A 24,410-nucleotide genomic window follows, 5' to 3' on the forward strand; every position below is an offset into this window, starting at 1 on the left:
GTCGGGCTATTATTTTTTGTCATCTCTATACAGCTCAGATTTAAATGATATAGTGGTTATAGTTAACAGGGTTTTTATTATTAAATCGTATTAGCAGCGCGTGAGAGCCTGCGCATTAAACGATGATCTGATGGCGCTAATCTGGATGGTTTAACATGAAATTACAGCAGCTTCGCTATATTGTTGAGGTGGTTAATCACAACCTTAATGTCTCCTCAACGGCCGAAGGGCTTTATACCTCTCAGCCTGGTATCAGTAAGCAAGTTCGTATGCTGGAAGATGAGCTTGGCATCCAGATTTTTGCCCGTAGTGGTAAGCACCTGACGCAGGTGACTCCGGCAGGGCAGGAAGTCATCCGTATCGCGCGTGAAGTTTTGTCTAAAGTGGATGCCATTAAGTCTGTTGCCGGTGAACATACCTGGCCGGATAAAGGCTCGTTATACATTGCCACAACGCACACCCAGGCACGTTATGCATTGCCAAATGTGATTAAAGGTTTTATTGAACGCTATCCTCGGGTGTCTTTACATATGCATCAGGGGTCGCCGACGCAAATTGCCGAAGCCGTTTCTAAAGGAAATGCGGATTTCGCCATTGCTACTGAAGCACTGCATCTGTACGACGATCTGGTCATGTTGCCGTGCTACCACTGGAATCGTTCGATCGTCGTCACGCCGGATCATCCGCTGGCGGGCAAATCCTCCGTGTCGATTGAAGAGCTGGCACAATACCCCCTTGTGACCTACACCTTTGGTTTTACCGGCCGTTCAGAACTGGATACGGCATTTAACCGGGCGGGTCTGGAGCCACGAATTGTCTTTACCGCGACCGATGCGGATGTGATCAAAACCTATGTCAGACTGGGGCTGGGCGTGGGCGTGATTGCCAGCATGGCTGTCGATCCGATTTCTGACCCGGACCTGGTGCGTGTCGATGCGCATGATATCTTCAGCCATAGCACCACCAAAATCGGTTTCCGTCGTAGCACCTTCTTACGCAGTTACATGTATGATTTTATTCAACGTTTTGCGCCGCATTTGACACGTGATGTGGTTGATACGGCGGTCGCGTTACGCTCTAACGATGACATTGAAGCAATGTTTAAAGACATTAAATTGCCAGAGAAATAATAACGAAGATTATCTCGCCAGTATTGCTACAGATATAGCGGTACTGGTGGGTGAGTCTGAATTTATTATCATTTCCCATAGCGGCCATTAACCGCAGATTATTTATGGGAATATTCGCTAAAGTAGTTTTAAATTAACGGACCCGCCAAAAAACCTTTCAAATATTGATATTCGATCAAACAATTGCGTTATTTATAAGTCCAGGTCAGAAAATTATCTGGCTTTTTTCCACGGCTTTAATTAGGATTCCTCTTATCTGGTGATTAATTGTACCGATTGTTTGGTGCCTAAATGATAAGTGATTTCGATAGTATGAGGTTAGCGATGCCTTCAGGAAACCCGCCGCCACGCCGGGATCCCGCGTTGAAACGTAAAGCCTGGTTCACCGTTTTTCTCGGCTCAGCAGTATTCTGGATTGTGGTTGCGCTCGTGATTTGGCAAGTGTGGGGGTAAACCATGACCGCACAAGAACAACACGCTTCCTCTGAGCCTGCTCAATGCAACAAAGAACAAGAACATGAGAAGGCGACGACCACGGAATGCGGGGAAGATATTCCTGCTTCGTGGCAGTTGTCACCGCAACAGCGGGCATTCATTGATTTATTCGCAGAGGATGACCCGCAAGAATAATCTCCACGTTTTTGATCATTATTATTTGCAGCAAGAATGAAATCCAGTATCGCGTATTACGTCATCCTCGCTGACGTCGTACAGGGTTAATGACTGTGTTAAACCCGCCATTCAGATTCTCCCTCACTATGCGTTGCTTCATGATTTTATCGCTCTCCCTTTTATCAATTTGAGTTGTTATCAAAGCGTTACATTTTGTTTGTGTTATCTTTAATACTAACCCTGAGGAGAGTCCGGGGATCCAACCCTGTCATTTAAGGAGGAGCTATGTCGTCGATACTACGAGAAGCCAGTAAGGACACATTGCAGGTTAAAGATAAAACCTACCGCTACTACAGTTTGCCTCTGGCTGCAAAATCACTGGGTGATATCACCCGCTTACCCAAATCATTAAAAGTCCTGTTGGAAAACCTGCTGCGCTGGCAGGACGGTGACTCTGTAACCGAAGATGATATCCATTCTCTGGCCAAATGGCTAAACGACGCCCATGCCGATCGTGAGATTGCTTATCGTCCCGCCCGTGTACTGATGCAGGACTTTACCGGCGTACCGGCGGTGGTCGATCTGGCAGCCATGCGCGAAGCCGTCAAGCGCCTGGGAGGGGACACGGCAAAAGTGAACCCGCTTTCCCCCGTTGATCTGGTGATTGACCACTCGGTGACGGTGGATCGCTTCGGTGATGATGATGCTTTCGAAGAGAACGTCCGGCTGGAAATGGAGCGTAACCATGAACGCTATGTGTTTCTGAAATGGGGACAACAGGCGTTCAGCCGTTTTAGTGTCGTCCCGCCGGGGACGGGGATCTGTCATCAGGTTAATCTCGAATATCTTGGGAAAGCGGTATGGAGTGAATTGCAGGATGGCGAGTGGGTGGCGTATCCGGACACACTGGTCGGCACGGATTCGCATACCACGATGATCAACGGCCTTGGCGTGCTGGGCTGGGGGGTTGGGGGGATTGAAGCCGAAGCGGCCATGCTCGGCCAGCCGGTTTCGATGCTGATCCCTGACGTTGTGGGTTTCAAACTTGTTGGAAAACTGCGTGAAGGGATCACCGCCACCGATCTGGTATTGACAGTGACCCAGATGCTGCGTAAGCACGGCGTGGTCGGAAAATTTGTTGAATTTTATGGCGATGGTCTGGATACCTTACCGTTGGCCGATCGGGCGACCATTGCGAACATGGCGCCAGAGTATGGCGCAACCTGTGGCTTCTTCCCGATTGATGGCGTGACCCTCGAATACATGCGACTGAGCGGACGCAGCGAAGAGCAGGTTGAGCTGGTGGGCGCCTACGCTAAAGCGCAAGGGATGTGGCGCAACCCGGGTGATGAACCTGTCTTTACCAGCTCGCTGGTGCTGGATATGGCCGATGTGGAAGCCAGCCTGGCCGGACCGAAGCGTCCGCAGGATCGGGTCGCGTTAGGCGATGTTCCGAAAGCCTTTGCCGCAAGTAATGAGCTTGAGGTCAATAGCTCGCACAAAGACCGACAGCCCGTGGATTATGTTCTGAACGGTCATCAATATCAGCTACCGGATGGCGCGGTGGTCATTGCGGCGATCACCTCCTGTACAAACACCTCAAACCCGAGCGTATTGATGGCGGCGGGCCTGCTGGCGAAAAAAGCGGTCACTCTTGGCCTCAAACGCCAGCCCTGGGTGAAAGCCTCGCTGGCGCCTGGTTCAAAAGTGGTTTCTGATTATCTGGCGCAAGCGAGACTCACACCGTATCTCGATGAACTGGGATTCAATCTTGTCGGCTATGGCTGTACAACCTGTATTGGTAACTCTGGCCCGTTACCTGACCCCATTGAAACGGCAATTAAAAAAGGGGATCTGACGGTCGGGGCGGTACTTTCCGGTAACCGTAACTTCGAGGGGCGTATTCATCCGTTAGTCAAAACAAACTGGCTGGCATCGCCGCCGCTGGTGGTCGCTTACGCGCTGGCGGGAAATATGAATGTAAACCTGACCAAAGATCCGCTGGGCCATGACAGAAAAGGCGATCCCGTTTACCTGAAAGATATCTGGCCTTCAGCCCGCGAGATTGCTCGTGCCGTTGAACAGGTCTCTACCGCAATGTTCCATAAAGAGTATGCCGAAGTGTTTGAAGGCACACCGGAATGGAAAGCCATCAATGTTGATCGCGCAGACACCTACGGCTGGCAGTCTGACTCGACCTATATTCGTTTGTCGCCGTTCTTCGACGGAATGCAGGCTACACCGGACCCGGTACAGGATATTCATGGGGCGCGGATTCTGGCGATGCTGGGCGACTCTGTGACAACAGACCATATTTCACCGGCGGGCAGCATTAAGCCAGATAGCCCGGCAGGACGCTATCTTCAGGGCCACGGAGTTGAACGTAAGGATTTTAACTCCTACGGGTCGCGTCGCGGAAACCACGAAGTGATGATGCGCGGCACATTTGCCAATATTCGCATTCGCAATGAGATGGTGCCGGGTATTGAAGGCGGGATGACTCGCCATTTACCGGGAACGGAAGTGATGGCTATCTACGACGCCGCTATGCGCTACCAGCAAGAGCAGGTTCCGCTCGCGGTGATTGCCGGCAAAGAGTACGGTTCTGGCTCCAGCCGTGACTGGGCCGCGAAAGGCCCGCGTTTGTTGGGGATTCGTGTGGTTATCGCGGAATCCTTTGAGCGAATTCACCGTTCCAACCTGATTGGGATGGGGATACTGCCGCTGGAGTTCCCACAAGCCGTCACGCGCAAAACGCTTGGTTTAACCGGTGAGGAAGTGATTGATATTACGGATTTGCAAAACATTAAACCGGGAGCCGTTATTCCGGTGAATATGGTGCGTGCAGATGGACGTAAAGAGGTGATTTTGTGCCGCTGCAGAATTGATACCGCAACGGAGTTAACCTACTACCAAAACGACGGCATCTTGCACTATGTTATTCGTAATATGCTGAGTTAAATGTGAAAAAAGCCTGCATCAGCAGGCTTTTTATCGCGGATGCGTAGGCATCACTCGCTCAGGAGATGGCCCATCTTGGCGGCTTTGGTATCCAGATAATGGGCATTATTCGGGTTACGACCAACAATCAGCGGGACACGTTCAACGATATTGATACCGGCTTCTGTCAGAATTTCCACTTTCTTCGGGTTATTGGTCAACAGACGCACTTCGTCTACACCCAACAGCTTAAACATATCCGCACACAGGGTGAAGTCACGTTCGTCTGCGGCAAACCCTAACTGATGGTTGGCTTCGACAGTATCATAGCCTTGATCCTGCAACGCATAGGCGCGAATCTTGTTAAGCAGACCGATGTTGCGTCCTTCCTGGCGATGATAGAGCAGAATGCCGCGTCCTTCTTCAGCAATATGCGCGAGCGCCGCTTCCAGCTGGAAACCGCAATCACAACGCAGGCTGAACAGCGCGTCGCCGGTCAGACATTCGGAATGGACGCGTGCCAGAACCGGTGTTTGGCCTGATATATCGCCAAAGACCAGCGCGACATGATCGTGTCCGGTTGCCAGTTCTTCAAATCCCACCATCAGGAAATCACCCCAGGGGGTTGGCAGTTTGGCTTCTGCCACACGTTTAAGCTGCATGTAATTCTCCAGATTATGCTGGCACTCGTCGTGCCGTCGCCTGTTGGCTTCTGTATTGCACTATTTTGCCATAAGGCAGCGGTGTTCACCTAATTGCGACAACGCATTCGCTTTTTGAATGGCACAAAATTGTCAATTTTCCCGACCTGAACATTTTTCAGTTATGATTGTGAGACTTATCGACGAAAGGAGAGGCAATGCTGTCTATTGCAAAGCGCACCGCAGTGGGTGCCGCACTGTTGTTGGTCATGCCCATGGTTGTATGGGTATCCGGCTGGAGCTGGCAACCCGGACACAATGTCTGGTGGCTAAAAACCTTATACTGGATAACCGAAACGGTGACCCAGCCCTGGGGGATCATTACGCATGTTGCGCTTTGTGCGTGGTTTCTGTGGTGTCTGCGATTTCGTCTGAAAGCGGCATTGATGCTGTTTGCGATCCTTGCGGGCGCAATATTACTCGGCCAGGGTGTGAAATCGTGGGTTAAAGAGAGGGTGCAAGAGCCGCGGCCCTTTGTTATCTGGCTGGAAAAAACGCACCATATTCCTGTCGATGAGTTCTACACTTTAAAACGTAAAGAACGCGGGCACCTGGTCAAAGAACAATTGGCCGGGCAGCAGGATATTCCCACTTTTTTACGTAAGCACTGGCAAAAAGAAACGGGGTTTGCATTTCCCTCCGGGCATACGATGTTTGCCGCAAGTTGGGCATTGCTTGCCGTGGGATTGCTATGGCCGCGCAGGCGTACGCTGACGATTGTCTTCCTGCTCATCTGGGCAACGGGTGTGATGGGGAGTCGCTTACTTCTGGGCATGCACTGGCCACGCGATTTGGTCGTCGCGACATTGATCTCCTGGCTGCTGGTCACGCTGGCAACATGGCTTGCACAGCGGGTATGCGGGCCATTGACACCGCCACCACAAGAGAAGCAAGAAATCGCACAGCGTGAGCAAGAAAGCTGACTACGATTGATTTTTTGAATTTTGCCCTTAAATCATAACGGCTATGGCGCTTTTCCGTTTCGCACTCGTCGTGAAAATGGTAATTTAAAAGGCTTAACGCGGTAAGTTGTACACGATTTATTCGCTCCAACCACATAACGGGAAGTAATGTGAAATATTTACTCATTTTCTTACTGGTGTTGGCGATTTTTGTTATTTCGGTGACATTAGGTGCGCAAAACGATCAACAGGTCACGTTTAACTACCTGCTGGCTCAGGGTGAGTATCGCATCTCAACTCTGCTTGCCGTGTTGTTTGCCGCAGGCTTTGCGATTGGCTGGTTGATTTGTGGACTGTTCTGGCTGAAGGTTCGCGTGTCTCTTGCGCGTGCTGAACGTAAAATCAAACGACTGGAAAACCAGCTTGCACCTGCGACCGACGTTGCGGTAACTGCCGATTCGTCGGTTGTGAAGGAATAATTATTTATGCTGGAGTTGTTGTTTCTGCTTTTACCTGTAGCCGCTGCCTATGGGTGGTATATGGGTCGCAGAAGTGCGCAACAAACAAAACAGGATGAAGCTAACCGTTTGTCACGCGACTACGTCGCCGGGGTAAACTTCCTCCTGAGCAACCAACAAGATAAAGCGGTGGATCTGTTCCTCGATATGTTGAAAGAGGATACCGGCACCGTTGAGGCTCACCTCACCCTCGGAAACCTGTTCCGCTCGCGCGGTGAAGTCGATCGCGCTATTCGTATCCATCAAACGCTGATGGAAAGTGCATCTCTGACCTATGAACAACGTTTGCTGGCAGTTCAGCAACTGGGCCGTGACTATATGGCCGCAGGGCTGTACGACCGTGCGGAAGACATGTTCAATCAGCTGACTGATGAAACAGACTTTCGCGTGGGGGCGTTGCAGCAATTATTGCAAATCTATCAGGCGACCAGCGAGTGGCAGAAAGCCATCGATGTCGCTGAGCGTCTGGTTAAACTCGGTAAAGATAAGCAGCGCATTGAGATCGCGCATTTTTACTGTGAACTGGCCTTACAGCAAATGGGCAACGACGATATGGATCGCGCCATGACGTTGTTGAAAAAAGGCGCGGCCGCCGATAAAAACAGTGCGCGCGTTTCCATCATGATGGGGCGCGTGTATATGGTGAAAGGGGAGTATGCGAAGGCTGTCGAAAGCCTGCAGCGTGTGATCTCCCAGGACAAAGAACTGGTCAGCGAAACGCTGGAGATGCTGCAGAGTTGCTATCAGCATCTGGGCAAAAATGACGAGTGGGCAGAGTTTTTGCGTCGCGCGGTCGAGGAAAATACCGGTGCTGCTGCTGAGTTGATGCTGGCAGATATCCTGGAAGCGCGCGAAGGAAATGAGACTGCACAGGTCTATATTACCCGCCAGTTGCAGCGTCATCCAACGATGCGTGTTTTCCATAAATTAATGGATTATCACCTCAATGAAGCAGAAGAAGGGCGTGCAAAAGAGAGCCTGATGGTTCTGCGTGATATGGTTGGGGAGCAGGTACGCAGTAAGCCGCGCTACCGTTGCCAGAAATGTGGATTTACCGCCTATACGTTGTACTGGCATTGTCCGTCTTGCCGTTCATGGTCAACCATTAAACCGATCCGCGGCCTCGACGGCCTGTAATTTAAAAAAACGCCCACTTTAGTTACAACATACTTAGTAAGTTTTCATCCCTCCACGGTCCAACTCCGCTGCCACATCGCCTGGCAGAAATGTAATCGCGCCTGTTAATTTTCTATTACCACAGGTAGAATGCACGCCGTTTACCCATTTTGCGCCGCTTACGGTGCCCATCATCAAGAAGGTCTGGTCATGACGTTTACTGCTTCATCTTCTTCCCGTGCTGTTACTGATTCTCCTGTCGTTGTCGCGCTGGATTACCATAATCGTGATAAAGCATTAGCTTTTGTTGACAGAATTGATCCCCGTGATTGCCGTTTGAAAGTGGGCAAAGAGATGTTCACGCTTTTTGGACCTCAGTTAGTTCGCGATCTGCAACAGCGTGGCTTCGACGTCTTTCTGGATTTAAAATTTCATGATATTCCCAACACCACGGCGCATGCTGTTGCAGCGGCAGCAGACCTTGGCGTATGGATGGTAAACGTCCATGCCTCCGGTGGGGCACGTATGATGACAGCCGCGCGTGAAGCATTAGTGCCGTTTGGCAAAGATGCGCCGCTGCTTATTGCCGTGACCGTTCTGACCAGCATGGAAGCCAGCGATCTTGCCGATCTCGGCGTGACGTTGTCACCTGCAGAGCATGCTGAAAGACTGGCGCGCTTAACCCAACAGTGCGGACTGGACGGCGTGGTATGTTCAGCTCAGGAAGCCGTGCGGTTCAAACAAGAGCTTGGTCAGGCGTTTAAGCTGGTCACGCCAGGGATTCGCCCTGAAGGCAGCGCAGCAGGTGATCAGCGCCGTATCATGACACCAGAGCAGGCATTGGCCGCAGGGGTGGATTACATGGTGATTGGCCGCCCGGTCACGCAGTCGGAAGACCCGGCGCAGACGCTGAAGATGATTAATGCCTCACTGAAACGAGGTGCGTAAATGAACGATACCCATTCCCGCCTGGTTTACTCAACGGAGACCGGACGTATTGATGAACCCAAGGTTGCGCCAGAACGCCCGAAAGGGGACGGCATTGTCCGTATTCAGCGTCAGACCAGCGGTCGAAAAGGTAAGGGCGTCTGTCTGATTACCGGTATTGATCAGGACGATGCTGAACTGACTAAACTGGCGGCGGAACTGAAGAAAAAATGCGGTTGCGGTGGCGCGGTGAAAGATGGCGTGATTGAAATACAGGGTGATAAACGTGACCTGATTAAATCACTGCTGGAAGCCAAAGGCATGAAAGTTAAACTGGCTGGCGGCTAATAGAAAAGCCACGGAATATCTCCGTGGCTTTATATCGATCTATTTATAAACAATAAGTTATAAAATTTGTCTCAGTGTATAGACTTAGTACTGCCTGAATAAGAAACGTATTATTATATCGAGCCGGTCAACCGTAGATTATTTACCTACCTGGTGACCGATGATACCACCGACTGCAGCACCACCCAGTGTTCCCAGTGTGCTACCGTCGGTCAGGACTGCACCACCTATCGCACCCGCACCTGCGCCGATTGCCGTGTTACGGTCTTGTTTAGACCAGTTGGAACAGGCGCTCAGAGACATTGCCAGAGTAATTGCCATAATGGCAGCGGTCATTTTTTTGCTCGTTACTAACATAATACTTTCTCCTGAATTATTGATTCACGGAATCCAGTTCCCTTTAATGATAGCGTTAAATGTGGATCACCAAAGATATATCCGTGAAACGTGTAGCGAAGGTCGTTACAATCTCTATTCTGCAGATGACAGTTCGCTTCTGTTATATCGCTAACATTAATTTTACGATTTTATCCTGTTAACAACAGGTAAAAAGTCTTAATTGGGCTGTCGGATAAGTCTCAGAGAGAAGATGATTTGCCGGATGGCAAATCATCTGGTGAAATATTATGCGTGGGTATCAATGATATTGACGGTCAGCCCGGAATGCTCAAGCTGCATCTGAACGCTGGCGCTGAGTTTGGCATCCGTCACGACGCGGCTGAAGCGATCTAACGGGCCGAGCGTATAAGGATGAATCGCCTCAAATTTTGAGCTATCCGTAAGCACTATAACCTCGGCGCCTTTTTCCAGCACCGCATTCACCACGTCTGAGCGCATCATGTCGCGTCCGGTAAACCCGGTGTCAGCCTGCCAGCCATCGATGCCAATAAATGCCTTACTAAAGTGCACCTGTTGAATAAACTGGCGAGTTAACGGACCGACCATACTTTCGCTTTTTTTCTGGTAGATCCCGCCGAGCAGAATGACCTCACACGGAGTTTCTTTAAGCAGATGCGCGATGTAGCTGCTGACCGTAATGATGGTGACATCTTTTTGTTCTGCCAGCGTCCTGGCAAGAAGCGCGTTGCTACTGCCGTTTTCAATAAATACAGATTCACCTGGATTCACCAGCGAAGCCGCGAATTCAGCCAGCTCACGTTTTAACGTGAAATTGGTCATCATGCGCGTTTCTACATCATCACTGTTCAATGACACTGCGAATCCGTGGGCACGGCGTAAATAACTCTGTTTTTCCAGCGTGTTCAGATCCTGTCGAATCGTCACTTCTGAAACGCCAGTGATTTTCGCCAGCTCAGCCACACTCATCTGGCCTTTATCGGTCACCATCTGCAAAATAGATTGTTGTCGGGAATTCATAGTATTAATTTTTATAGCGATATCGTATCGGAAATTAAACGGAGGCTGCGTTATCTGATGTCAGAGGATAGCAGCCACATAAAGAGAATGATGTCTTCAGATCTCCCACGGAGCCTTCTGCTTTTTTGACAGAGACTCTGTATCTTCTTTGACTGTGTTTAACAGTTCAGCCTTCAGAATTTCAAGGTTATGGATGGCTGAGTGGTAATCGCCTGCAACGAGGATATCCAGCACGGTATCAATGCGTTCGGCCAAACGTTGTGCGTCGATGTCAGACATGGTCGTCATCCTGATGTCAAAAGAGTTTGAATTTCATGATGCAGAAATTCATGCCAAAAGAGAAGGGAAAAATAGTATTAACCTGAGCGAATGGAGAATATTATATATTGTGTGATTACATACAGATATGATTGTCACGCAGTGTCCATTTTTCGCTATTCAATACGTTTGCTCTTTCTGCATTATCGCGATTTTTTATTCAGGTGTCGCTTATACCAGCGTTCAAATGCGGCGGCAGGCATCGGCTTGGCGAACAAAAATCCCTGACGCTCATTAACACCATTTTTGGTCAGAAAAGCATCCTCTTTCGCGCTTTCAACACCCTCAGCAATCACCTGCAGGTTGAGCGCCTGTGCGACGGCCACAATGGCTCGTACCAGCGACTGTGAAATAGATTGTTTGTGAATATCCCTGACGAAGGCCTGATCGAGTTTTATGGCATCGAGCGGGAAGCGGGCAAGTTGCGAAAGCGATGAATATCCTGTACCAAAATCATCTAAATGGATCTGTGCGCCTAGCTGACTAAATTGTTGAATAACGGACAACGCAAGTTGTTCATTTTCAATCAAACTGCTTTCTGTTAATTCGACATCGATGGGGCAATACTCAAAATTCAGGTCATGCAGAACCTGCTTCAGATCGGTAAAAAGCGTCTGGTCGGCCAGCTGACGCGCAGAAACGTTCACCGCCACGCGCAGGTTTATCCCTTTATCACGCCATTTCGCCACCTGGCGTACAACTTCCAGAATGACCCAACGACCCAGAGGAACGATAAGCCCGGACTCTTCGGCGTAAGAAATAAACTCCATTGGCGGGATTAACCCGCGCTCCGGGGACTGCCAGCGAACCAGCGCTTCCAGGCTACGTACTTCGCCGCGCCAGGTTATTTTGGGTTGGTAGTGGATCAATAATTGATCGTTTTCCAGCGCTTTACGCAGGTTGGTATCCAGCCAAAGATATTCGAAGACCCGCTGATTCATTTCTGGCGAGAAGACACAAAACTGTCCGCGTCCGCCTTCTTTCGCGGTATACATCGCCGTATCCGCATTGCGAATCACGCTTTCGCTGTCATTTCCATGCTGCGGCGCGAGGGAAATACCGATAGAACAGCCGGTATACACTTCAATCAGGCCAATGCGAAAGGGGAGACGCAGGCGAGTCAGAATACGCGAGGCGGTGGCCTCAAGCGCGCTTCGGGAGGTTTGCGTGGCAAGGACAATAAACTCATCCCCTCCGAAACGGGCCAGCAACTGATCATCTTCAAGGCAACTGAGGATCGCCAGTGAGACGCTTTGTAGCAGCTGATCGCCAAACATGTGACCATAGGCATCGTTGACCTTTTTGAAGTTATCCAGGTCGAGATAGACAATTCCAACCTGTGAATCTTCCGCATTCTCAATCGCTTCGCTAATCAGTTCATGAATGGCGTTACGGTTAGGTAATCCGGTAATCGAGTCGGTATTCGCCAGCACGCGCAGACGCTCCTGGGCGCGCCGCTCTTCAGTGATATCCGTTCCTGAACAGATCAGGAAAATTTCGTTCTTACCGCTGCCGTTATGCACAAATTTATTGCGAAACAAAAACAGGCGTTGCCCCTTACAGGTATTTACCCATCGCTCGACCTCATAGGAGTTACCTTCGCGAAAGAAAATATCAATGTTGCGTCTTGAGGCTGCGGCTTCGCGACGGCTCATAAACAGCGTAAACACGCTTTGGCCGATCACTTCGCGTTCTTTCAGACCGGTATATTCTTCGCACAATCGATTAAATCGCTGAATGTTACCCATGCGATCAAGGATGACGATAACGGAATTGGCTTCAGAGACAACCTGTTCGGCAAACGATAAGCCGTGTGCCAGATCGCGTGCAACGGAAGGGGTATCATCCCAGGCGGATGCGCTTCCACCCCATTCTCGTTTATTAATTTTTCGTCCGACCAGATGCACGGGAATGTCATCATCATCGATGGGAAGGGTCATGAGCAAACTTGAGGTAATAACCGTCATCTCCCGAATACGATCGGCCTGCTCAGGAGATAATTCGATGGTTTGTTTTGCGTCAGCGGCTTCGTCAACAGAGAAATGCAGGGTGTTGCAATCCTCTGACAGACGCCAGTATGGGTTGTGCGTACCCGTGTAACTATACAACGTTACCCGTTCCTGAACGTCTTTCATGATGTGAACTATCCCGTTTAAAGCGCATAGAGCCTCAAAAGTAAGGGTAGCCATGATTCATACAGGGTGATTATGGCTGAACATATTGTTTTATTTATATATTTATGTGTAATCCAGATTCGGGAAAAAGCAAAGCCAGAGAACTGAAAATCGTAAAAAATAAATCCAGATGAATGAAGTGTAGTGTGTGGCGGAGTTGTCGAGGGGAAAAAGAAAACGGCCTTCCTCTAAAGAAAGGCCGTCGAGCCTGAATCAGTTACATGGCTGGGCGTGCGATAACGCTGCGGGTTTCCATGCGAACTTCGGCGATGGTGACATCAATCACGTCGGTGACTTTGTAGGCCACTTCACCTTTGATCTGCACGGTGCCGTTTTCCTGGCTACATACCAGTTCATCACGCACTGCATGCAGGAATGGCGCGGGAATAAATGCAACAGCACCATTATCGACCAAACGAACGCGCATGCCGCCGCGGCTGATATCAATGATTTCGGCTGCAAAACGGGTATCGGTACCGGTTTTGTCATTCAGGAAACGTGCATACAGCCAGTCACCCACATCACGCTCAGCCATGCGGTTCAGACGACGGCGTTCTGCCATCTGCACGGTGATATCGTCCTGTGGACGGGCGATCGTTTCACCTTTGATCACCGCTTTCAGCAGGCGGTGGTTGATCATATCGCCATACTTACGGATAGGAGAGGTCCAGGTCGCGTAAGCCTCCAGACCCAACCCAAAGTGCGGACCCGGTTCGGTGCTGATCTCAGCATACGACTGGAAGCGGCGAATACGGCTATCGAGGAAACCAGAAGGCTGCGCATCCAGTTCACGACGTAGCTTGCAGAAGCCATCCAGCGTCAATACCTCTTCAGCATCAACGTGCATACCATGGGTTTTCAGCAGCGTAGCCAGCGCTTCCGCATTGGCCGGGTCGAATCCCATGTGTACGTTATAAATACCGAAGCCCAGTTTGTCGCGAAGCACGCGTGCCGCGCAAATGTTCGCCGCAATCATCGACTCTTCGACGATACGGTTGGCAATACGGCGCGGCTCGGCCACGATATCCAGCACTTCACCTTTTTCACCCAGTACAAACCGATAATCCGGCCTGTCTTTAAAGACCAGTGCGTGGTTGTGACGCCACTCACCGCGGCTCAGGCAGATGCGCTGCAGCAGACGGATCTGCCCGGCGATGGCGTCGTTCTCAGGCTGCCATTCGCCCGTACCATCCAGCCAGTCAGAGACATTGTCGTATGCAAGCTTAGCTTTGGATTCGATGGTCGCCGCGAAGAAAGTGATGTTGTCTTCAATTGTTCCATCAGCCGCAATGACCATGCGGCAGGCCAGCACCGGACGCACTTCGTTAGCGCGCAGAGAGCACAGATCATCAGACAGTTCGCGCGGTAACATCGGGATATTGAACCCCGGCAGATAGTTGGTAAACGCGCGAATTTTAGCGGTGTTATCCAGCTTGCTGCCTTCCGCAATCCAGGCGGTAGGATCGGCAATCGCGACAGTCAGCTGTAATTTGCCGTCTGCCAGTTCTTCGGCATACAGCGCATCATCCATATCTTCAGTGCTGGCACTGTCGATAGTGACGAAATTGAGTGCGGTTAAGTCCTGACGCTCCAGACCTTCATCCAGCATTTCAGTGGCAACGCCGTTTGGTGCTTCTTTTTCGAGGTTATGGCGCGCCAGTGTTACCCACCATGGGACGAAGTGATCGTCAGCAAACGTGATGTATTGCGTCAATTCGGCGTAGAAGGTGCGGTCGCCTTTCAGCGGATGGCGTCGCATTTCTGCCACTACCCAGTCACCTTCTTTAAATTCATGTTCCACACCGCGCGCGGCACGGCAGGGAATGGCATCTTTCAGTAACGGATGATCCGGTACCACGGAAAGACGATCGTTCTTGCCCTGAACTTTACCCACGAAACGCGTCAGAAACGGCTCAACCAGTTCTTCCGGCTCGGCAGACTCGCGATCTTTTTCTGTATGGATAACCGCGATAATGCGGTCGCCATGCATCACTTTCTTCATCTGCGGCGGTGGAATGAAATAGCTTTTTTGTGCATCGACTTCCAGGAAGCCAAAGCCTTTTTCCGTGGCTTTTACCACCCCTTCAGCACGTGGCGTTTGGGAATGTAGTTGCTGTTTAAGCTGCGCTAGCAGCGGGTTGTCCTGAAGCATAATTGTCTATTTTCGTGGCTAAAAGAGCGGCTGACAGTTTTACGCGATTCTGCCAGTTGCAGCAAGCGCTCTTTCAGTTAATGGATCGGTTAATGAGTCTCGCCGAGCGCAATTTTTAAGCGATTCAACCATCCGCACAATCCGCTCCAGGCCAGTAGGTTAATGACCTGCTCTGAAGAGAGACTCTGGTCGCGTAACGGGGTGAACAGTGCGGCGCTAAAACGATCGGGCGCCCTGGTGAGCCATTGTACCGCCTGCAGGGTAACGCGCTCAACCGGATGTCGTTGTTCCCAGCGCTGTATCTCACGTTCTTCTTTGCGAAGTATGGCAACGATATCCGCCATATCGTGCGCAGCCAGCGCCTGTTCATTAAAGCAGGCTACGCTGCCGTTAATGCGTGCAGTCAACAAGGCGGCGAGTGAGTATGTCTTTGATTGCGCGTCGCTGTGCAGACTGCTGGCAAGCAATGACAAGAGTAAATCCAGCACTGCGGGTGAATGTGCCAGCAATGGCCGCAGAGCACGCAGTTCGAGCGGGGAATGGCTGTCTAATGGTTCATCGTTGGCATGCCCGGTTTCGTGCGGGAAAGGTGCCGCATACCATTTTGCGTCGGTATTACGAAACGGTGGTGCGTGCGCGTACTGCTGCACGTCCAGACCGGGTATCCGACGAACCGGGTGGTCAAAATACGCCTGAAAAATAGCGACGGCACGGGACTGAAAACCCACAAAACCGATGATCTGATTTATCAGGACGATGTCGCTGGTGGTGAGTCCGACCTCATCCAGGTGCTGGCGATCGCGCGCATTGATCACGGCGGGCGAGCTGGCGAGTTGGCGAGCATACTGGGTAATTTGCGCCAACCGGCGATTACTCTCCCGTGAAGAGTCTGGACCCGGTAGCGGCGCCAAACGCGCTGCATAGTGATTAGATAATCGTTGGACGCCATAAACCTGGGCGACCGTTAAGGCGGTACTCAGGCGTTCATAGCCGCTGAACGTATGCAGTGGGCTTAGTGCAACATGTGCGGGAAAAAGAAGGTGAGCAAGTTTACGTGCAGGTTCTAACCAGGACTGAAAGGGCACAAGCGCAACGTCAGGGATCGCCAAATCCAGCAGAAAGATGTCCTCGACGTTTGCTGCCTCTGGCACCAGCGGCAGAACATCTTGTGGATACGTACTGGACTGCGTTTCATGATACCAGTGGCTTTTGCCTTCAATTCGGCGTTGTTCCATGGGCGTTCCTTGGTCTAAAAAGTGGCGACCCGGATACGTCGTCATATCTGTACGCCGGATCGTTTGCGCTGCAATATCCTGACGTAAGCAGAGGGGGGGATAAAAGATTGTTACGTGATAATAAATATCCGAAAAGTATATATGGCAGGGGGCGTAAGGCGATAAGACGGAAAATGATGGGCGACAGAGTGCCGCCCATGATGAGGTCTGAAAGATTATTTCAGTTCCAGTTCGTTCATTGCCGCGATGCTGAAACCACCGTCAACGTGAACGACTTCACCAGAGATACCCGCAGACAGATCGGAACACAGGAATGCCGCTGAGTTGCCCACATCTTCAATGGTAACAGTACGGCGAATCGGCGTAACCGCTTCGCAATGCGCCAGCATTTTACGGAAATCTTTAATACCGGAAGCCGCCAGAGTACGGATGGGACCGGCAGAGATCGCGTTCACACGCACACCTTCAGGACCCATTGCGTTAGCCATATAGCGGACGTTGGCTTCCAGAGAGGCTTTTGCCAGACCCATTACGTTGTAGTTCGGGATAGCGCGCTCTGCGCCCAGGTAGGACAACGTCAGCAGTGCAGAACCTGGATTCAGCATCGAACGGCACGCTTTTGCCATTGCCACGAAACTGTAGGCACTGATGTCATGCGCGATCCTGAAGCCTTCTCGGGTGACTGCATTCACATAGTCGCCATCCAGTTGATCCGCGGGTGCGAAACCGATTGAGTGTACGAAACCGTCGAATTTCGGCCAGGTTTTGCCTAGCTCAGTGAACAGGGTGTCGATGCTGTCGTCTTCCGCCACGTCGCATTGCAGTACGATGCTGGAACCCAGTTGAGCTGCAAATTCTTCCACGCGGCCTTTCAGTTTGTCGTTCTGGTAGGTGAATGCCAGTTCAGCCCCTTCGCGGTGCATCGCCTGAGCAATACCCCATGCAATGGATAATTTACTGGCAAGACCGGTTACCAGAATGCGCTTACCGGAAAGAAAACCCATAGATTTAATCCTTACAGTCATTACTTATTTTTTAGCAATCAATGAGTTATGATTGCAATTTCAAGGTCACTCGAAATTGGACTGAAAGTCTATTCCGCTCTCTGCTTCTTGCGTCACGATCTTTCACTGCTATTCACCGTAAGGTTACCGGCGGTAAAAGCGCATTTCAGGGATCAAAGAATCACTATCAGTATTCAGTGGCCTGTCATTATTTATTGCACGTGAGGAGTATACCACCCACGCCAGGTTCTGCCTCATCCAACCAGAGTCAGGTAATACACGCTCTCAGAGGCGTATAAAAGCGTGATGATACCGCTAGTCGATGTTTATAAACATATCAATGTAAGAAGATTCTTAAAACAAAAAATATCTCCATATTCAGATTGTTATGATATATTGTTTTTATCGATCAATATCTATACATTGATCGATATTATTGATTGATTGTGTTTAGAGGTGCATTATCAGTAAGTTATGATCAATTGGAGTGGTCTTATGCACTATCATTTCATCGCGGAACCGATGAGAGACTCAATGAACATGTTGCTGGGGATCGAGATGGTTACCCGGTTTTCTTCAGATACGGTTCATCCGTTACATTCAGATTTCATCGTGAGTGCATGGAATGGCGAACAAAAACGAAAATTCATGCTTGAACAATTGCAATTCGTTGCGGATAAACGAGAGTGGTTCGAGAAAAATACGCTTTTCTGTACGATAAAACTCATTGATGAAATGGCGCTTCTGGCGATCGGCGATCCTGAAATTAAATCGGTCTTATATTCGATGCCCTTTATTGCGCTGGAACTTTCTGAACGCTTCCTGTCAAATACGGCTTGCCTGAATAACCTGCTGATTAATTCTCTTCGCGAGGGGCCGAATGCCTTGTGGCTGGGCGATCTTGGCTCTGGGTGTCTCAGCGCAGGCCCGTTAGTGAGTGGCCATTTTGGTGTTGTGAAAATGGATCGCGGCTTTTTTATGTCGCAGGTAGAAAAACCGATGTTCCCGGTACTTATCAAAAATATCCGGGAATATTGTGATCGCGTGGTGATTGAAGGACTGGAAGATACCCGACTCATCGACGACGCGTTCAATGCTGGTATTTGGGCGATTCAGGGCGGTATTTTTTCTGCTGTCACGTTTGATGAAGTTGATACGCTGATACCGGCAGAAATCCTGCACTAACGGCAAATTAGCCCTCCAGACGAGGAGGGCGCTCTTCTGTTAACGGTCTTTTCGCCATGCATCCGCGGTGAGCGCTTCACCGAAGTGCCCGGCTATCAGACGGCGGGTAAGCTCATGAAGCGGGGAGGCGAGCACGTCAGCTGTACTGCCGCGTTCAACCACTTCGCCCTGATGCATCACCAGCACCTGATCGCTGATGTGTTTCATCATTCCGATATGCTGGGTGACATAAATATAGGAAATGCCTTGTTTTTCCTGCAGTTCCAGCATCAGATTGATCAGCTGCGAGCGCATCGACATATCCAGCGATGCCAGCGCTTCGTCCGCGATGATCACTTTAGGTCGCAGAATCAACGCACGGGCAAGCCCCAGACGCTGCTTTTGTCCCGGTGCCAGCATATGCGGGTAATAGCTGACATGATCGGGAAGCAGCCCAACCATGCGCATGGTTTCAATAATCTGCTTACGGCGCTGTTCTGGCTCCAGGTCGGTATTCAGTCGCAGCGGAAAATCAAGGATCTGCGAGATACGCTGACGCGGGTTAAGCGACGTTGACGGGTCCTGGAAAATCATGCGAATACGCTGGCTACGAAATGAATAATCGCCATATTTTAGCGGATGGTCGTCAATCAGCAGCTCGCCGCTGGTGGGTTCAACCATCCCCGCCAGCATTTTCGCTAACGTCGATTTCCCTGAACCGTTCTCGCCAATGATGGCGAGGGTTTGTCGCTCACGCAGTGTAAAGCTCAGGGGCTTTACGGCCTCAACGGTCTGGCGGCGGAACAAGCCCGTGCGGTAGCGAAAGGTTTTGCTCAGATTACGGACTTCGAGCAGTGTCTCTACCATCTCACTCTCTCTCCATGTTCAGCGGGAAATGACAGGCGTAGAGATGATTCTTGGCTCCGGTCAGTCGTGGGGTTTCAATACACTCGCGCTGCGCATAAGGACAGCGTGGCCCGAGGCGGCAACCGATGGGTAATTGTTCTAACAACGGAATGGCTCCCGGCATGGTATTAAGGCGGCTTTTGTGTGGCATTGGACTGCCAAAATCAGGAATGGCGCGGATCAACGCTTGCGTATAAGGGTGATGCGGGATCGTCACCAGATCTTTGCTGGGGGCGGTTTCCACCGTTTGTCCGCAGTACATCACGTTAATTTTGTCCGCCCACTGACTGAGCATTTGCAGGTCATGGCTAATCAGCAAAATGGTGGTGTTGCTGTTTTGATTCAGCCGGGTCAGCAGGCGAAAAATTTGCGCCTGCGTTGTTGGCTCCATGGCGTTGGTCGGCTCATCCGCAATCAACAAACGCGGTTGATTAGCCAGTGCGATGGCAATCATCACTTTCTGGCACTCGCCATCTGTCAGCTCATACGGGAAACTACGCATCGCGTCTTTATGATCTTTTATCCCGACGCGGTGCAGTAGCTCAATGGCACGGCGTTTGCGCCAGCCAATGCGTTGCCACCAGCGCCCCTTGTAGGTCCAGGCCGGGATATTTTGCATCAGTTGCCGCCCGATACGTTCGGACGGGTCAAGACATGATTGCGGCTCCTGGAAGATCATGGAAACGTTATGGCCCACCAGTTTGCGCCGTTCACGGGCGGAAAGGCGCAGCAGATCGATATCGTCAAAGCGCATGCGATCTGCGGTGACACGCCAGTTATCTTTGGCAACACCACAAATCGCTTTAGCGATCAGACTTTTACCGGAACCTGATTCACCCACCAGCCCGCGAATTTCGCCTTCATTCAGCGTCATGCTGACGCGGTCAACCGCCTTTACCCAATCGTCGCCGGTCCTGAACTCAATCGTCAGGTTGCGGATATCCAGTAATGGCATTATTCCACCCCCGCAATGATCGCACGGCGCACGCCGTCACCGAGCAAGTTAACCAGCAATACACTGATCATAATCGCCGCACCCGGCAGCATGACCGTCCACGGCGCGACATAAATCAGCTCCAGCGCGTCGCCGAGCATGGCTCCCCATTCTGGCGACGGTAACTGCGCGCCAAGATCCAGAAAGCCCAGCGCCGCAATATCCAGAATCGCCATCGATAATGCGCGCGTAATTTCCGTAATCAGCCCGGCCGTAATATTGGGCAGAATGGCGAACCACAGAATATTGAGCGTAGTTGCGCCGTCCAGTCGGGCGGCGATGACATACTCTTTTTCCAGCTCGTCATGCACCATGCTATAGACGGACCGCACCATACGCGGCAACAGCGCCAGCCAGACAGCAAACATCGCGTGAGTCAGGTGAGGGCCAGCAAACGCCACCACAATAATCGCCAACAGCAGCGAAGGAATAGAGAGCAGGGTGTCGAGAATATGGTTCAGTACGGCAGAACGTAAACCGTGCGTTGCCCCGGCGACAACACCCAATACCAGACCACACAGCGTGGCCGCGAGAGTCACGACAAACGCGCCTCCTACGGTAGGCGCGGCACCGCTGAGCAGACGGCTTAATACATCACGACCCAGGTCGTCGGTACCGAGGAAAAAGGAGACCTCGCCGTAACGCGACCAGGAGGGTGGCAGTAACTGATAACCTAAAAATTGCTGATCGATGCCATAAGGGGCGAACCAGCTACCAAAAACACACAGGATCAGCAATCCTGCGCAGCCATACAGGCCAACCATCGCAGAAGCGTCACTGTAAAAATTGCGCCAGGCAGTGCGCAGCGTGCCGGGCGGGCGCTTTTCGCTGTACACACTATCGTAAGGCATACCATTCCTTATGTTTCAGAGGGTTAGCCATAGCACCCAAAATATCAGAGATAACGTTAACAATAATAACCAGTGAACCAATCACCATAACGCCGGCAGAAATTGCGGCGTAGTCCTGCTGGCGAATCGCATTGATCAGCCAACGACCAAGTCCTGGCCAGCTAAAGACCATTTCGGTGATCATCGCCAGCGTCAGCATGGTGGAAAACTGCAGGCCAAGACGAGGGATCACCGGCGGGAGGGCGTTGTGCAACACGTGACGGCGCAGAATAGTTAAACGTGACAGACCCCGTGTGGCTGCCGCTTTTACGTAATTCTGATCGAAAACCTCGATAGTGCTGATACGCATCAGGCGGATGACCTCTGTGGTCGGCGCAACGGAGAGTGTCAACACAGGGAGAACCATATGTCGTATTGCGCTTACCAGCATTTCATCGCGCCAGGGCGAATCGGAGAGCCATGCGTCAATAATGGCAAAACCGGTGACCGGTTTCACTTCATAGAGCAGATCGAAACGACCAGAAACCGGTAGCCAGCCGAGCGTCAACGAAAAAAGTAAGGTGAGCAGCAGCGCCAGCCAAAAAACCGGAATGGAAAAGCCCATCAGCGCCAGCGCACTGATGCACCGATCTGGCCATTTGTTCCGCGTGATCCCCGCCAGCATGCCGATGGGGATCCCCACCATCAGGGCAAAGCCAAAGGCGAGAATGCACAGCTCCATCGTCGCCGGGAACACCTCTTTCAGCTGTTCTGAGATCAATTGCCCGTTAATGCTGGAAACACCAAAATCCCAGTGAATTAAGCCATTGAACCAAAATACCCAGGCGTTCCACAGGGATGCGCCTTGCAAAGGCGCATGAGGCGTGAAGTAGCTCAGACTGAACCCAATAAAGGTCAGAAAGAACAGGGTAACCAGGAGCAATAAAACACGACGCAGGGTGAAGATAATCATGGTTTTTTCACCTCATCTTTCTTTTCCCTGGAAACCCCGGCAAAGGAAGCGTTACCGAACGGGCTGAGAACCAGCCCTTTGATGTCATAGCGATAAGCCTGCAGGCGCAGCGAAGAGGCCAGCGGCAGGATCGGTAACTCTTGCGCCAGAATATTTTGGGCTTCGTCATAGGCATCAATGCGCGAAGAAAGCTGCTGCGAAGACAGGGCTTTTCGCAGAATGCTGTCAAACTCCGGGTCGCACCAGTGCGCAAAGTTGGTTTGCGAGTCAATCGCGGCGCAACTGAGCAGTGGACGGAAAAAACTGTCAGGATCGTTACTGTCTGTCGCCCAGCCGGACAACGTCAGATCATGGTTCATGTCCATTAACCGCGCCTCCTGAAAACGACCTTCAACCGGGACGATGACCACTTTTACGCCAACCTGCGCCATATCTGCCTGGATCAGTTCTGCGGTTTTCAGTGGGCTTGGGTTCCAGGCCTGTGAACTGGTTGGTACCCAGAGCTTTAACGTTAAGTTCTCCAGCCCCAGCGCTTTTAACTGTTCGCGTGATTTTGCCGGGTTGTATTCTGTAATTTTAGCTTCGTTGTCATAGGCCCACGAGGCGCGCGGTAAAATAGATGCCGCCGTTTCTGCCGTACCGTAGTAGATAGACTGCATCAGACGCTGATTGTTGATTGACAGCGCAAGCGCATGGCGCACGGCAGGGTTGTTCAGCGGAGGTTTATTGGTATTGAACGCCAGGTAGGCAATGTTCATACCCGGGCGTAGCGTCAGGCGCAGACGGGGATCGTCACGCAAAATACTGAGCTGACTGGCTGCAGGCCAGGCCAGAACGTCGCACTCACCGGTGAGCAGTTTCGATAAACGACCGGTTCCGCCAGAGCCGAGATCCACAACCACCTGCGGCATGAGAGGTTTACCGCGCCAGAAATTGTCGTGACGCTGTAGTCGGATATATTGTCCCGCGCGATTTTCCGAAAGCTGGAATGGACCGGTGCCGACCGGTTGCCTGTCGAGCAACTCCTGGCGATCCTCTTTTGCCAGATTCGCGGCATACTCTGCTGACATCACGGAAGCATAGTGTGTGGCCAGGTGCCACAGGAAGGAGGCATCAGGCTGGGTCAGACGAAATTCAACGGTGTTGTTGTCCAGCTTACGGACGCTTTGTACGTTATCGGCGAACTGGAGGCTGTCGAAGTAGGGGAAACTGCCGCCATTAACGTTATGCCACGGATGTTGACGGTCAAAGATGCGCTCGAAGGTGAACACGACGTCGTCTGCATTCAGTTTACGCGTTGGGGTAAACCAGGCGGTCTTTTGAAAGGGCACGTCGCGGCGCAAGTGAAAACGGTAGGTTGCACCGTTATCCAGCACCTCCCAGCTTTCGGCCAGTTCAGGCACCAGTCGATAGGTGTAAGGATCGACATCAAGCAGCCGGTCATAGAGCTGGGCAGCCAGTGTATCGACAATCAGACCACTGCTCGCTTTTTGCGGGTTGAACGTATTGACCTGCCCGCTCACGCAATAGACAAACCCGCTGTCGCGAATATCCGCGTGCGTGGTCTGTTCCGGCGCAGCAACTGCCTGACCACACAGAAATCCAGCCATCACGATCAGAGATGATAAAACCAAGCGCATAATTTTTAAGAGATTATGTATAAAGAAGCTATCTTACTAATATTTAATGACATTCGCCATTACCGTTTGTGTTTGGGGACATCATGGGGGCTGTAGAGTTGGTCACCGCGCAGTGAACTTCGCGAGTTGGTCAACATTCATACGCACTAGCCACGTTGAATATACCTCATAAACTATCTTAGCATTTTCATGACCTGTCTGACGCGCAATAAACGATTGATTCGCCCCGTTAGAGGGTAACCCTGGTGTGTAACGTGTCATGTATGTACAGTAAATATCCAAAACAGGGCGTTGGATTGGGAATGCACAACGATTAATAGGGGGGGTTTTTATGCAGTCAAAACAGGTGAGTTTTATTTTTTGTTATGTCTGAGATGACATCTTGTTCACCCGAAGGGTAATTTGTAAACTCAGTACGATTAATATGTCATGGTGCAGATTGGCTGCGT

23 protein-coding genes are annotated in these 24,410 nt (G+C 51.1%); 10 read left to right on the forward strand and 13 right to left on the reverse strand.

What is annotated here, in order from left to right:
- The first annotated feature begins 155 nt into the window (after window positions 1–155).
- From cysB to acnA, 4 genes are all read left to right on the forward strand, one after another.
- Window positions 156–1,130, forward strand: coding sequence for an HTH-type transcriptional regulator CysB (cysB, locus tag N7268_RS20610; RefSeq protein ID WP_137379020.1), 975 nt, complete (start codon window positions 156–158; stop codon window positions 1,128–1,130).
- A 312-nt stretch (window positions 1,131–1,442) separates the two neighbouring features.
- On the forward strand, window positions 1,443–1,583 hold the full coding sequence (locus N7268_RS20615; RefSeq protein WP_260864704.1) for a YmiA family putative membrane protein: 141 nt from the start codon (window positions 1,443–1,445) through the stop codon (window positions 1,581–1,583).
- Between the two features lie 3 nt (window positions 1,584–1,586).
- Window positions 1,587–1,760: a hypothetical protein gene (locus N7268_RS20620; protein WP_260864265.1), complete on the forward strand. Its 174-nt coding sequence runs from the start codon at window positions 1,587–1,589 to the stop codon at window positions 1,758–1,760.
- Between the two features lie 267 nt (window positions 1,761–2,027).
- Window positions 2,028–4,703, forward strand: a complete 2,676-nt coding sequence (acnA, locus tag N7268_RS20625; RefSeq protein ID WP_260864266.1) for an aconitate hydratase AcnA — start codon at window positions 2,028–2,030, stop codon at window positions 4,701–4,703.
- Between the two features lie 50 nt (window positions 4,704–4,753).
- Here the strand turns inward: acnA and ribA are convergent, their stop codons facing one another.
- The gene (gene ribA / locus N7268_RS20630; RefSeq protein ID WP_198904047.1) at window positions 4,754–5,344 is read right to left on the reverse strand and encodes a GTP cyclohydrolase II; all 591 of its coding nucleotides are present in this window, start codon (window positions 5,342–5,344) and stop codon (window positions 4,754–4,756) included.
- A gap of 197 nt (window positions 5,345–5,541) precedes the next feature.
- Here ribA and pgpB point away from each other — a divergent pair, with 197 nt between their 5' ends.
- The 5 genes from pgpB to yciH all read left to right on the forward strand — a co-directional run bounded on the left by pgpB (window position 5,542) and on the right by yciH (window position 9,194).
- The gene (gene pgpB, locus N7268_RS20635) at window positions 5,542–6,306 is read left to right on the forward strand and encodes a phosphatidylglycerophosphatase B (RefSeq protein ID WP_260864267.1); all 765 of its coding nucleotides are present in this window, start codon (window positions 5,542–5,544) and stop codon (window positions 6,304–6,306) included.
- Window positions 6,307–6,455: 149 nt separating this feature from the next.
- Window positions 6,456–6,764: a LapA family protein gene (locus tag N7268_RS20640; protein WP_005126452.1), complete on the forward strand. Its 309-nt coding sequence runs from the start codon at window positions 6,456–6,458 to the stop codon at window positions 6,762–6,764.
- Window positions 6,765–6,770: 6 nt separating this feature from the next.
- A complete protein-coding gene (gene lapB, locus N7268_RS20645) occupies window positions 6,771–7,940 on the forward strand; it encodes a lipopolysaccharide assembly protein LapB (RefSeq protein ID WP_260864268.1) in 1,170 nt (389 codons plus the stop codon).
- A gap of 189 nt (window positions 7,941–8,129) precedes the next feature.
- Entirely contained in the window at window positions 8,130–8,867 is a 738-nt protein-coding gene (pyrF, locus tag N7268_RS20650) for an orotidine-5'-phosphate decarboxylase (protein WP_198904050.1), read from the forward strand.
- Window positions 8,868–9,194, forward strand: a complete 327-nt coding sequence (yciH, locus tag N7268_RS20655) for a stress response translation initiation inhibitor YciH (protein WP_198904051.1) — start codon at window positions 8,868–8,870, stop codon at window positions 9,192–9,194.
- 138 nt (window positions 9,195–9,332) lie between these two features.
- Here the strand turns inward: yciH and osmB are convergent, their stop codons facing one another.
- From osmB to fabI, 7 genes are all read right to left on the reverse strand, one after another.
- Entirely contained in the window at window positions 9,333–9,551 is a 219-nt protein-coding gene (gene osmB / locus N7268_RS20660) for an osmotically-inducible lipoprotein OsmB (protein ID WP_198904052.1), read from the reverse strand.
- Between the two features lie 267 nt (window positions 9,552–9,818).
- Entirely contained in the window at window positions 9,819–10,571 is a 753-nt protein-coding gene (locus N7268_RS20665) for a DNA-binding transcriptional regulator YciT (protein WP_260864269.1), read from the reverse strand.
- Between the two features lie 96 nt (window positions 10,572–10,667).
- The gene (locus N7268_RS20670; protein WP_409929210.1) at window positions 10,668–10,850 is read right to left on the reverse strand and encodes a hypothetical protein; all 183 of its coding nucleotides are present in this window, start codon (window positions 10,848–10,850) and stop codon (window positions 10,668–10,670) included.
- A gap of 182 nt (window positions 10,851–11,032) precedes the next feature.
- Window positions 11,033–13,024: a cyclic di-GMP phosphodiesterase gene (gene pdeR / locus N7268_RS20675; RefSeq protein ID WP_260864271.1), complete on the reverse strand. Its 1,992-nt coding sequence runs from the start codon at window positions 13,022–13,024 to the stop codon at window positions 11,033–11,035.
- A 256-nt stretch (window positions 13,025–13,280) separates the two neighbouring features.
- Window positions 13,281–15,215, reverse strand: a complete 1,935-nt coding sequence (locus N7268_RS20680) for an exoribonuclease II (protein ID WP_260864272.1) — start codon at window positions 15,213–15,215, stop codon at window positions 13,281–13,283.
- 89 nt (window positions 15,216–15,304) lie between these two features.
- Window positions 15,305–16,450: a carboxymuconolactone decarboxylase family protein gene (locus N7268_RS20685; RefSeq protein WP_260864273.1), complete on the reverse strand. Its 1,146-nt coding sequence runs from the start codon at window positions 16,448–16,450 to the stop codon at window positions 15,305–15,307.
- Between the two features lie 215 nt (window positions 16,451–16,665).
- Window positions 16,666–17,454, reverse strand: coding sequence for an enoyl-ACP reductase FabI (gene fabI / locus N7268_RS20690; protein ID WP_260864274.1), 789 nt, complete (start codon window positions 17,452–17,454; stop codon window positions 16,666–16,668).
- Window positions 17,455–17,949: 495 nt separating this feature from the next.
- Here fabI and N7268_RS20695 point away from each other — a divergent pair, with 495 nt between their 5' ends.
- Window positions 17,950–18,639 carry an EAL domain-containing protein gene (locus N7268_RS20695; RefSeq protein ID WP_260864275.1) on the forward strand — a complete coding sequence of 230 codons (690 nt, stop codon included), beginning with the start codon at window positions 17,950–17,952 and terminating at the stop codon, window positions 18,637–18,639.
- Between the two features lie 39 nt (window positions 18,640–18,678).
- Here N7268_RS20695 and sapF read toward each other — a convergent pair whose 3' ends face one another.
- The 5 genes from sapF to sapA are packed head-to-tail and all read right to left on the reverse strand — an operon-like array spanning window position 18,679 to window position 23,961.
- Window positions 18,679–19,485 (reverse strand): peptide ABC transporter ATP-binding protein SapF, encoded by an 807-nt coding sequence (gene sapF, locus N7268_RS20700; RefSeq protein ID WP_198904059.1) that lies wholly within the window; start codon window positions 19,483–19,485, stop codon window positions 18,679–18,681.
- A gap of 1 nt (window position 19,486) precedes the next feature.
- Window positions 19,487–20,479 carry a peptide ABC transporter ATP-binding protein SapD gene (sapD, locus tag N7268_RS20705; protein WP_260864276.1) on the reverse strand — a complete coding sequence of 331 codons (993 nt, stop codon included), beginning with the start codon at window positions 20,477–20,479 and terminating at the stop codon, window positions 19,487–19,489.
- Window positions 20,479–21,369 carry a peptide ABC transporter permease SapC gene (sapC, locus tag N7268_RS20710; protein WP_260864277.1) on the reverse strand — a complete coding sequence of 297 codons (891 nt, stop codon included), beginning with the start codon at window positions 21,367–21,369 and terminating at the stop codon, window positions 20,479–20,481. The genes sapD and sapC overlap by 1 nt, the downstream gene beginning before the upstream one ends.
- The gene (gene sapB, locus N7268_RS20715; protein ID WP_198904062.1) at window positions 21,356–22,321 is read right to left on the reverse strand and encodes a putrescine export ABC transporter permease SapB; all 966 of its coding nucleotides are present in this window, start codon (window positions 22,319–22,321) and stop codon (window positions 21,356–21,358) included. Before sapB ends, sapC begins: the two co-directional genes overlap by 14 nt.
- The gene (gene sapA, locus N7268_RS20720) at window positions 22,318–23,961 is read right to left on the reverse strand and encodes an ABC transporter substrate-binding protein SapA (protein WP_260864278.1); all 1,644 of its coding nucleotides are present in this window, start codon (window positions 23,959–23,961) and stop codon (window positions 22,318–22,320) included. The genes sapB and sapA overlap by 4 nt, the downstream gene beginning before the upstream one ends.
- Window positions 23,962–24,410: the final 449 nt, after the last annotated feature.

Source organism: Citrobacter sp. Marseille-Q6884 (assembly GCF_945906775.1).
Classification (GTDB): Bacteria; Pseudomonadota; Gammaproteobacteria; order Enterobacterales; family Enterobacteriaceae; genus Citrobacter.